We start from the raw sequence: 10,646 nt of genomic DNA, 5'->3' as shown, positions 1-10,646 counted from the left end.
GATATATTGTCTCTATTAATTTCTGTTGTGTTAAATCTACGATTTAAATCAGAGAGTATAAAATCTTCTAAATTTTTATTTGTGTTATTCTGTAAATAAGTATCATAATCTTTTAATATTATTCTTAATGGTATTGTTACCTTTTTATCATCTTTTAATTCTTTTAAGATTAAATATTTAACAAAAGTTGATTTCCCTGAACCTGGTTTTCCTAATACTACTAATCTATTATTATCAATCATATCTTCTAAATTAATAGCTTTTTGTTTATGATAATCACTAAAACTAGGGAATACATATAATAGTTCTAGTTTATTTTCTGTGGGGCTATTGCCTGCAGTTGGTAACTTAATTCCAAAAAACTTAATTCTAGAATATTCGCGTATAGCATTATCTTTATAACGTTCATAAAATTTTTGTATATTAATTTTTCTAACTATTATTTTTTGTAAATCTGTTAAAGTTTTGTCAATAGAACCTAAAAGCATAATTTGTTCAGATTCTTTTATATATTTAATTAGGGGAGTAGCTTTTATGTCATCTTTTAACTTGCTATATAGTTTATGTATTATATTACTTGGTAATGTATCAAGATGAATATGCTTGTTAAATAAAGAAATATTAAAACTACTGTCTGAAAATATCATTTTCAAATACATATCTTTAATCTCATCATTATCAAACAATCTTATTATTTCAATTGCATGATATTCTTTATCAAGATTATGAATCACTTCTTGATATATTTTTTCAAAAATTTTATAATCTTCAATTTTATCATTTTTAAAGTACCTGTATATTGACTCTCCAACTTTAAAGCCACCAAAAAGTTCTTTTGCCCCTAGTGATTCAAGTACCATATTTTTCCTATTGTAATTGTGATTTATCAAGCTTTTATTATACCTTTTTTAAATTATTTTTTGTGATAATTCAAGATTATATTAACACAGGCAATAAAATCAAATAATCAAATAATCAAATAATCAAATAATTTTAGCAAATTATTTTTTGTTAAAATATCTGACAAAAATTTCTTTGACAAAATAAATGCTACAATTTGAAAAAAGAAAATATTATGAATAAAAACAAAAAACTTTGCGGAATAGATGAAGCTGGTCGTGGACCAATTGCTGGAGATATGGTTATAGCTGGGTGTATATTGCATTCTCATATAGATGGTCTAAATGATTCTAAAAAACTTAGTGAGAAAAAAAGAGAAGCTCTTTATGAGTTAATCATCAAAGACTCTGTTTATCATATAGTAAAGGTATCTCCCCATGCTATAGATGCAGATGGTATATCACTTTGCATGAAACGTGCTCTAGAAGAGATTATAAAAAACTTGGAATGTGAAGAGTATTTATTTGATGGTAACTCAAATTTTGGAGTAACCGGTCTTCCTACTATGATAAAAGCAGATGGAAAAGTTGCGGAGGTTAGCGCTGCATCTATACTTGCAAAAGTCACACATGACAGAGATATTATTAAAGAGGCGAAAAAGTATCCTGAATATCAGTTTGAAAAACATAAGGGATATGGAACTGCTCTGCATGTTGAGATGATTAAAAAATATGGATATTGCGATATTCATAGAAGAAGCTATAAACTTAAAGCTCTTGAAGCGACTCTATTTTAGAGTCTGTTTTGTTTTTTATTTAGATGTAGTTGCGTTTAAAGCAAGTATTGCCATATTTTGCATATGAGCTGTAACATCTTTTTTAGCTGTTATAACTTTTTTAAGTTCATCTAAAAAGTATTCTTTAGTTCTCTCATCAGCCATATTGAAAATATGAAGTACCCACTCAGTATTTAGTTTCATATCTTCTTCTTGTTTAGTTACTTCAAATACTTTATATAGATTGATATCAGTCTTTTGTAGAAGTTTTAAAACTTTATTGTAAAAAGGCGGTACATCGTAACTGATAAGAGATGCTAAATCATCTTTTGGGATGCTTGCATCTGTATCGAACAAGCCATCCTTTCCAACAATAAGAGCATTACCAATTACAAGTTGTTCACTTACAAAAAATGGTTTCATTTTTTTTGATATTGCATTCGCATCACTATGAATAGTATGCGTATCGAGTATCGACAGCTCATCTGTTAAGATAGAGTCAAAAAAGCTATACACAGTATTAGCGTGCATCTCTATATCTATCTCTTTTAATTCTTGTTTTGTTGAGTCAATCGAATATGCTTTCATCTAAAAATTCTCCAATAAAATTATACTTACAAAAGTTCCTTCTTCTAAATCACCATCATCTTCACCAGTTACCATTAATGCACTAGAGTTTAACATATTAGTAAGGATTGCAGAACTTCCTACTTTTTTGTCTTTAAAGTTTACAAAATACTCACCATCAACAATTTCAACATTACATGCAGTAAATTCTGTTAAACGACTTCTTTTTGTAAATCTCTCACTTAGTTTTGCTTCTACTCTTTTATATGGCTCACTTTTGCCTAGCATCTTAGACACAAGAGGAAATCCGTAAAGAATAGAAACAACAGTTGAAGAGTATGCAAAACCAGGTAGAGCTAAGATAAACTTACCTGCTCTTTGTGCAACCATAATATGTTTTCCAGGCTTAATTGCTACACCCTTGTAAACAATTTCAGCACCAAGACGTGGAACTATATCTTTTACAAAGTCATAATCACCAACACTAACACCGCCAGTACTGATAAGAATGTCAGCAGATGCAAGAGCATTTTCAAAAGTCTGCATGATTTCATCTTTGTCATCAGGGGCAGTTCCAAGTTGAATAGCTTCAGCACCAGCTTGCTCAAACAAAGCACATAAAGTATAGTTATTTGAACTTCTTATTTGTGCTGGATTATCACTTTGTTCACCAAGATCTAAAATCTCACTACCAGTGGAGATAACAGCAACTCTAGGTTTAAGAGCAACTTTTAGCATTACCTTGTTAAGACCAGCCATTACACCAATCTCAGCAAAACCAATTTTTGTACCTTTTTTTATCAGTACATCTCCAGCTTTATAACCTTCGCCAACAGGACGAATAGAAGAGCCAAAATTTACTTTTTCATCTATATATATTTTATCGCTATTTTCGCTCACACTTACATTTTCTATTTGGATAAGAGTATCAGCTCCATCAGGCATCATAGAGCCTGTAAAAGTTTTAATACACTCTCCATCTTCTAGAACTCTTCGCTCATCATTTCCAGCAGGGTTATCTCCAAGTATAGAGATACTATCACTATCTAAGTTAGCATGTTTTACAGCATAACCATCCATAGATGCAGTTGGGAACTGAGGGTCGTTATACTCAGCAATAATATCTTGAGCTAATATTCTTCCAATCGTAGAACTTAGTGGAAGGTTCTCACTTCTAAAGCTTCCAGTATCTAAGAGGTCTAACATATTTTGACTTGTCTCATATGATAATAGTTTCATGATAATAATCCACTCCCTTTAATTGCAGTTGATCTATCAAGTGCATAAACTCTCTGTCCATCTTTGAGATCATACTTCCAGATAGGTGCAGAAGCTTTAAAGTCTTCAACAAACTCATCTATAAACTCTAACGCAACTCTTCTTTTTGGAGAAAAAACTGCAGCTATATATGATGATTCATGAAGCATTACATCTCCACGAGAATGTGCCATTTTTATTACTGCGCCCTTCTCTTTTGCTTTATCTTGCCAATCATTAAACCATTTATTTAAGATAGGTTCATAAATATCAAAACTAAGACCATCTATCTCATCTTCACTTCTTACAGTTCCAACAAAAGGGATATAAGCACCATAATTACTATTTGCTTCTGATTCATACCAATCTTTTAAAATTGTTGGTACATCTAAAGAGCCATCATAAAGATATAGCATCTATCAGCCTCCACAGACTGGAGGAAGAAGCGCAACTTTATCACCATCTTTTAAAGCAAAGTCTCTACTGCTTACAAGTGTATCATTAACTGCAACTGCTGAATTTTCTAACCACTCTTTCATCTGAGGATCATCTTGCAGTATTGTTGCTAACTCGTTTAAATTTGTAATATCTAACTCTAAAGGCTCTTTTTGTATAGGCCCTAAAAATTCTACTTTAACCATATTGTAGACTCCAAAACTATATTTATTTAAGCGATTATATCAAAGATAAGTTAAGTGATGTATAATTCAATCAATTTATTTCGGAGTTAGATTTGGTTTTTGGAAAAATAGACTATTTAAACTTACTGCCTTTTCATGTTTTCATGAAACGTTTTACTAGAAGTTCTCAACAAAGTATGAGTATGCACTATAGACGTGGAGTTCCAGCAAAAATAAATGAGAAATTCTTATCTCGTAGAGTAGATGCCGCCTTTATCTCAAGTATTCATGCACAAAAACATAAACATGTAAATCTAGGAATTATTGCAAAAAAAGAAGTACTGAGTGTTTTAGTAGTTCCAAACGTAAAAAATGAAAAAGATATAGAATCAGCAACTTCAAATGTATTAGCAAAAGTTTTAGACATAAAAGGGAAAATTCTTATAGGAGATAAAGCTCTTAAGCATTATCTAGAAGGTAAGCCAAATATAGACTTAGCTGCCCAGTGGAACACTAGGCATAAACTACCATTTGTATTTGCTCTTCTTTGTTATCACAAGGATAGACAACTATATAAAAATATTGAAAGACAATTTTCAAAACGAAAAATCAAAATCCCTCAGTACCTTTTAAATGAAGCATCTCTTAGAACAGAAATCTCAAAAAAAGACATATTAAACTATCTCTCATATATATCATATGATTTAGATAATAAAGCAAAAAAAGGTCTCTCACTTTTCTATAAAAGTGTCAAAAAATGACAATTTTATGTTAAAATGTCCTTATGATAAAGACATTAATACTACTTATTTCACTAACTCTTTTTGCAAGTGAACCAATCTCCCCAATACCTACAAATATAAAAGTTAATCTAGCAAAAGCGAAACTTGGCAAAAAGCTATTTTGTGACACTATTCTTTCTAAAGACAACTCTACAGCATGTGTTAGTTGCCATAATCTATCAAAAGGTGGAGCTGATTCTAATGTAGTATCGAGTGGTTACGCTCACAATAAAGGAAATATCCAGTCACCTACAGTTTTTAACTCTAGATATAACTTTAAACAGTTTTGGAACGGACGAGCGGGTAATCTTACAGAACAAGCCGATGGACCAATAAACAATCCTGATGAGCATAATATGGATCCTCAAACTATAGAAGAAAGAGTAAATAACTCACAAGAATATAAAAAACTTTTTAAAGAAGTTTATTCAACTTCATATATTACGTACAAACAAGTCCTCGAATCAATTGTAGAATTTGAAAATGCCCTTACTACACCAAACTCAAGATTTGACAAATTTCTTAGAGATGAAATTCAACTTACAAAAGATGAAAAAGATGGTTATATAATTTTTAAACAATATGGTTGTATTACCTGTCACAATGGTATAAATATAGGTGGTAATTCATTTCAAAAAATGGGGACATTTTTAGATTATGAGATGCAAGATGATTATCCAGATAGAAGTAAAATAACTAAGAATCCAAATCATAAAAATGTATTTAAAGTTCCTACCCTTAGAAATATTTCTAAAACAGCCCCTTACTTTCATGATGGAAGTGCAAAAAACCTAAAAGAGGCTCTAACAATAATGGCTAAACATAATCTTGGTATTAAATTTGAAACAGAAGAAGTTGAAAAAATAATATCTTTTTTGAAAACACTAGATGGTGAACAACCTAAAATACTGGAAGAGATATGAAACTAAAACAACTTATGTACTTAGTCCTAGCAATTGGGATAATATCATCTATAGCTATAGTTTACTTCTACCTTATTCAAAAAGATTTCACAAAACAGCATAGAGAATTTCTTCTGTCTGTAAATGCCTTAGAAAATGCTCATCTAGACCTCGAACATCAAATACTTCAAAACTCTATCTACTCTTATACTAATCAAGATAAGATAGCATCTGCAATGATTAAAACTGAAGAAAGATACAATAGTTTAACAAAGTTTGAAATACTAAATAATCCCACATATAAAGATACTAAGAAAAATATACATTCACTACAGAAAAATCTAAATCAAAATTTGAAAAATATAGAAGACTACATCATGTTAAATGCAGGTATAAAAAACTCTTTAGTATTTTTAAATAGACATATAGAAAAAGCAAGCTATCTTATAGAAAAAGATAGAGAACTTTTTATTCAAGCTTCAAAAATTATAAAACACTTCAACGATGCAAGAAGGGTTCAAGACCTTGATTATATAAACCGAGACAACTTTTTACTCAACTCTAAATCTAACAATGCAAAAACTCAAAGCTTTATAGATGGCTTTAACCTTCATTCAAAATACCTTGTTAAAAGATATCCAATATTTTTAAAAACTACAAAGACTATTTTAAATAATGATATTCATATACTTATTGAGAGGTTAAAACAAAAATTTTCTTCAAGTGCAATGAGTGACTTTAAGGCACTCGATATATTTGCATTTACTCTCTTTAGCGTATTTATCTCTTCTCTTTTTCTTATAGTTATTCTATTTTTAAACTACCTAAAAGAGAATAAAAAGCTTAAAGAGACTACTGCATCTCTTAAACATTCTCTTTCGTATGATCACTTAACTGACTTACATAATAGAAGAGCTTTTGAGAGTAACTTGCTAAAAATAAGTAAGCCTCATCTTCTTATACTTAATATTGATGGTTTTAAATATATAAATGATATTTACGGAAATGATGTTGGAAATATAATACTTCAAGAACTTGCCCAAATTTTGAAAGATAAATTTTCAAGTCGAGAAAATGCTTGTCTATACCGTCTTGGTGGCGATGAATTTGGAGTTTTATTTAACAATATTTCAGATGAAAATGCATATGAAATTGCAAAAGAACTAGTCAATAAAATCATAAATCATAACTTTATAGTTTATGATTTAACTCTGCATCTAATGGTAAGTGTTGCAAGTAATTCTATAGTCCCTATTTTAGAAAATGCCGATCTTACCTTGAAAGTGCTAAAAAAAGATTACACTCAAAGAGTTTTGCAATATCATAATAATTTAAATCTACAAACAGATGTCAAAGAAAATATGAACACTATAGAGCTAATAAAAGCTGCCGTAGATGATGATAAAATTATTCCTTATTTTCAACCAATAATTAATCTCAAAACTTCTAAAATAGAAAAATATGAGGCCCTAGTTAGAATAAAACTAAAAGATGGAACTCTTCTTTCTCCATATAAATTTTTAGATATTTCTAAAAAAACTTCTTATTATCATTTCATAACTAAAACAATGATAGAAAAAACTCTAAAAATGGCAAAAGAGTTCCCTCAATATAGATTTTCAATAAATATTTCAATGATTGATATACTAGATACTAAACTAACTCATATATTATTTACTTCATTAGATGCAAACCAAGATATAGCAAAAAGATTGGATATTGAGCTTTTAGAATCAGAAGATATTCATAACTTAGCTGCTGTAAAAGACTTCATTACAAAACTACATGCATTTGGCTCAAAAATACTTATAGATGATTTTGGAACAGGTTATTCTAACTTTTCTTATTTTTCAGATTTAGATATTGACTTGGTAAAAATTGATGGTTCTATTGTTAGTGAGATAGAGACAGATAATAGAAAACTTCATATGTTAACTAGTATTCATAAGTTTTCAAATGGAATGAATATGAAAAATGTTGCAGAGTTTGTTGAGACAAGGGAAGTGGCACTTTTACTTAAAGAAATTGGTGTAGAGTATGCACAAGGGTATTACTTCTCTCAACCTCTAGAGAGACCTCTAGAGAATGATGAAGTTACTATTTAGTTGATGTTCATTAAAACGAACTCGTCCGTTTTAATGGCAGGGACAAATGTCCCTTGCAACCCCCTAAAGCCTAGTTATTTTAATATTTTAGCTAACTCTTTTTTGTATGCTTTGATGTTAAAATCTTTCATATCTGAAACACCACTATCAACTGCAGCCTGAGCAACAGCACTAGAAACTTCTACGATAAGTCTTTTATCAAAGGGTTTAGGGATAAGATAATCTTTACCAAATACAACCTCTTTACCATATAACTCACTTACATATTTTGGAACTTCACAACGAGCAAGATTAGCAAGAGCGTGAGCTGCAGCTAGTTTCATTTCATCATTTATCTTTTTAGAACGTACATCCATCGCACCTCTAAAAATAAATGGAAAACCTAAAACATTATTTACTTGATTGTCAAAATCACTTCTTCCTGTTCCTATAATTGCATCTGGTCTAGCGGCTATAACATCTACAGGATAAACTTCAGGTGTTGGGTTTGATAAAGCAAATACAATTGGGTCAGTTGCCATTGTCTTAATATCTTCGATTGTAAATGTTCCAGGCTTAGAAAGTCCTAAAACAACATCAGCAGATTCAAAAGCTTCTGCGTGAGTCATATAACCTTCAGCAGAAAATTCTCTTTTATATTCATTAAGGTCACTTCTACCATTATGAATAACACCTTTTGAGTCAATCATATAAATCTCTGTTGCACCAAGTTTTCTGTATAATCTTGCACAAGAAATTGCAGCAGCACCTGCTCCAACAACTACAATTTTTAAATCTTCTATTCTTCTATGAGTAATTTCACAAGCATTGATAATACCCGCAGCCGAAATAACTGCAGTACCATGTTGGTCATCATGCATTACTGGAATATCTAACTCTTCAACAAGTCTTCTTTCAATTTCAAAACACTCTGGAGCTTTGATATCTTCTAAGTTAATTCCACCAAATGTTGGAGCAATTGCAGTAACAACAGAACAAAATCTATCTATACTTTCAGTATCTACTTCAATATCAAAACAGTCAAGTCCAGAAAAACTTTTGAATAAAACACCCTTTCCTTCCATAACTGGCTTAGATGCCAAAGCACCAATATTACCAAGTCCTAAAACTGCAGTTCCGTTTGAGATAACGGCTACAAGATTCTTTTTCGCAGTATAACGATAAGCATCTTCAGGATTTTTCTCAATTGCTAAACATGGAACAGCAACACCCGGAGTGTACGCAAGTGATAAGTCTTTTTGAGTAGCTACTGGCTTAGTAGTCTCAACTGATATTTTCCCAGGTTGTGGAAATTCATGGTAATCAAGAGCTTCTTGATCTGTTGTAGATGTTTTAGACATAAGATAAAATCCTTAATTTTTGTTTTAATTTTTGGAGATTATATCTAAAATAAATTTATTTTTACTTTACTAAAGATTATCATTCATAGCTAAAGAGCTTATAATTATTTTTACAAAATATAATATGTTAATTTTTATTTCTTCTTCCATTTTGAGGTACGATATAGTAAAATCCTATTGTTTATGAAAATTGAACTACTAAAGGATATATTAATGGAGATAAGTTTTATCATTACAGTGGCAACTATAATCTTTTTTGCTTCCATTGTTCATGGAGGTATTGGTTTTGGCTTTGGTATGATTTCTACGCCACTCATAGCATTATTCACTGATATTCAAACTGCAATTACATTAATAATTATTCCAACTATGCTTGCAAATATTGTAAGTATTGTAAGTGAGGGGAATTTTTTTGAAGCCATAAAAAAGTTTTGGTTTATTATTTTACTTATGGTTATAGGTAGTGCTATTGGAACAATTTTACTTATTTTTACAAACTCTGATTATTTTAAACTTCTTTTAGCTTTTATTATATTTGTATATTTACTTCAGTCTACTTTTAATATAAGATTTTCTTTTGTTTCTAAAAATCCAAAGCTTTCGACATATGTTTTAGGAATTGTAGGAGGAACTATGTCAGGACTTACTAATATAGTTGCACCCTTGATGATTATGTATACTATGGAGCTAAACTATTCAAAAAAAGACACAATTCAACTATCTAACTTATGTTTTTTATTTACAAAAATAGGACAACTAACAATCTTTTTATATTTTGGAACATTCACAATCCAAATTTTTGAAGTTTCAATGATAAGTGTAATAGCTGTAGCAGTAGGACTATTTTTTGGAATAAAGATAAAAAGAAAAATTGATACAAAGTTTTATACAAAAATATTGAAAATATTATTATTTATTATTGCTTCTATACTAGTTTTAACAACTATTTAGAAATTTAATATATACACTACTTTGTCAATTTACACTGTTGTGAATTGAGAGAGTACCCTATGCCTTTTACTATAAGTATTGCATTTTCTGGCAATTTTTTACGAAATCTTTTTACTAATGCTCTTATATTCATAAGGGTTGTAATCTCACCTTCCCATATATATTCTTCTATCTCTTCAAAAGAGACAACTCTATTGATATCTTTTGCTAAAAGTTCCAAAAAGAGTATCTCTTTTTTGGCTAGTTTTACATTACCCTCAGGAGAACTAAGAAAATTACTTTTGTAATCATAAACAAAACCTAAATCTAATGTCTTAAGTATAATGGTTCCCTTTTTCAAGACCAGTAAAACAAGTTTTCTTATTTCACCTCTTTACGATACCAGTGGTAACAGTTTTTGTCTCCTAGGTGGAATGTCCCCTATAAACTAGACAAACTTTAATTCAGTAATTTAGATAGAATAATACAAATGTGTTATGAGATTTAATAGGATTAAAAATGGCAAGA

At 30.0% G+C, this 10,646-nt stretch carries 12 protein-coding genes; 5 read left to right on the top strand and 7 right to left on the bottom strand.

The genetic code is table 11. The annotated features are described in order from the left end of the window. On the bottom strand, positions 1–860 hold an 860-nt coding region (locus QZZ48_RS11715; protein ID WP_294966023.1), incomplete at its 3' end, for a hypothetical protein. A gap of 215 nt (positions 861–1,075) precedes the next feature. On the opposite strand from QZZ48_RS11715, the gene QZZ48_RS11710 reads away from it, so the two are divergent. Next, positions 1,076–1,636: a ribonuclease HII gene (locus tag QZZ48_RS11710; RefSeq protein ID WP_294966022.1), complete on the top strand. Its 561-nt coding sequence runs from the start codon at positions 1,076–1,078 to the stop codon at positions 1,634–1,636. 15 nt (positions 1,637–1,651) lie between these two features. Here QZZ48_RS11710 and QZZ48_RS11705 read toward each other — a convergent pair whose 3' ends face one another. The 4 genes from QZZ48_RS11705 to QZZ48_RS11690 are packed head-to-tail and all read right to left on the bottom strand — an operon-like array spanning position 1,652 to position 4,080. Continuing rightward, positions 1,652–2,203 carry a hypothetical protein gene (locus QZZ48_RS11705; RefSeq protein WP_294966019.1) on the bottom strand — a complete coding sequence of 184 codons (552 nt, stop codon included), beginning with the start codon at positions 2,201–2,203 and terminating at the stop codon, positions 1,652–1,654. Then, positions 2,204–3,421: a molybdopterin molybdotransferase MoeA gene (locus QZZ48_RS11700; RefSeq protein WP_294966016.1), complete on the bottom strand. Its 1,218-nt coding sequence runs from the start codon at positions 3,419–3,421 to the stop codon at positions 2,204–2,206. After that, a complete protein-coding gene (locus QZZ48_RS11695) occupies positions 3,418–3,855 on the bottom strand; it encodes a molybdenum cofactor biosynthesis protein MoaE (RefSeq protein WP_294966013.1) in 438 nt (145 codons plus the stop codon). Before QZZ48_RS11695 ends, QZZ48_RS11700 begins: the two co-directional genes overlap by 4 nt. A gap of 3 nt (positions 3,856–3,858) precedes the next feature. After that, complete coding sequence (locus QZZ48_RS11690; protein ID WP_294966010.1) at positions 3,859–4,080, bottom strand: MoaD/ThiS family protein; 222 nt, start codon at positions 4,078–4,080, stop codon at positions 3,859–3,861. 92 nt (positions 4,081–4,172) lie between these two features. Here QZZ48_RS11690 and QZZ48_RS11685 point away from each other — a divergent pair, with 92 nt between their 5' ends. The 3 genes from QZZ48_RS11685 to QZZ48_RS11675 are packed head-to-tail and all read left to right on the top strand — an operon-like array spanning position 4,173 to position 7,848. Beyond that, the gene (locus QZZ48_RS11685; protein ID WP_294966007.1) at positions 4,173–4,820 is read left to right on the top strand and encodes an MqnA/MqnD/SBP family protein; all 648 of its coding nucleotides are present in this window, start codon (positions 4,173–4,175) and stop codon (positions 4,818–4,820) included. A gap of 23 nt (positions 4,821–4,843) precedes the next feature. Beyond that, on the top strand, positions 4,844–5,764 hold the full coding sequence (locus tag QZZ48_RS11680) for a cytochrome c peroxidase (protein WP_294966005.1): 921 nt from the start codon (positions 4,844–4,846) through the stop codon (positions 5,762–5,764). Next, positions 5,761–7,848, top strand: a complete 2,088-nt coding sequence (locus QZZ48_RS11675) for an EAL domain-containing protein (RefSeq protein ID WP_294966002.1) — start codon at positions 5,761–5,763, stop codon at positions 7,846–7,848. Before QZZ48_RS11680 ends, QZZ48_RS11675 begins: the two co-directional genes overlap by 4 nt. A gap of 74 nt (positions 7,849–7,922) precedes the next feature. Here QZZ48_RS11675 and QZZ48_RS11670 read toward each other — a convergent pair whose 3' ends face one another. Then, entirely contained in the window at positions 7,923–9,188 is a 1,266-nt protein-coding gene (locus tag QZZ48_RS11670; protein WP_294965999.1) for a malic enzyme-like NAD(P)-binding protein, read from the bottom strand. Positions 9,189–9,401: 213 nt separating this feature from the next. Between QZZ48_RS11670 and QZZ48_RS11665 the strand changes: the two genes are divergently transcribed. Next, positions 9,402–10,139, top strand: a complete 738-nt coding sequence (locus QZZ48_RS11665; protein ID WP_294965996.1) for a sulfite exporter TauE/SafE family protein — start codon at positions 9,402–9,404, stop codon at positions 10,137–10,139. A 16-nt stretch (positions 10,140–10,155) separates the two neighbouring features. Here QZZ48_RS11665 and QZZ48_RS11660 read toward each other — a convergent pair whose 3' ends face one another. Further along, positions 10,156–10,479, bottom strand: a complete 324-nt coding sequence (locus QZZ48_RS11660) for a helix-turn-helix domain-containing protein (protein WP_294965993.1) — start codon at positions 10,477–10,479, stop codon at positions 10,156–10,158. Between the last annotated feature and the right edge of the window lie 167 nt (positions 10,480–10,646).

Source organism: Sulfurimonas sp. (assembly GCF_016744025.1).
Taxonomy (GTDB): domain Bacteria; phylum Campylobacterota; class Campylobacteria; order Campylobacterales; family Sulfurimonadaceae; genus Sulfurimonas.
This window is presented reverse-complemented; position numbering and strand designations above follow the sequence as displayed.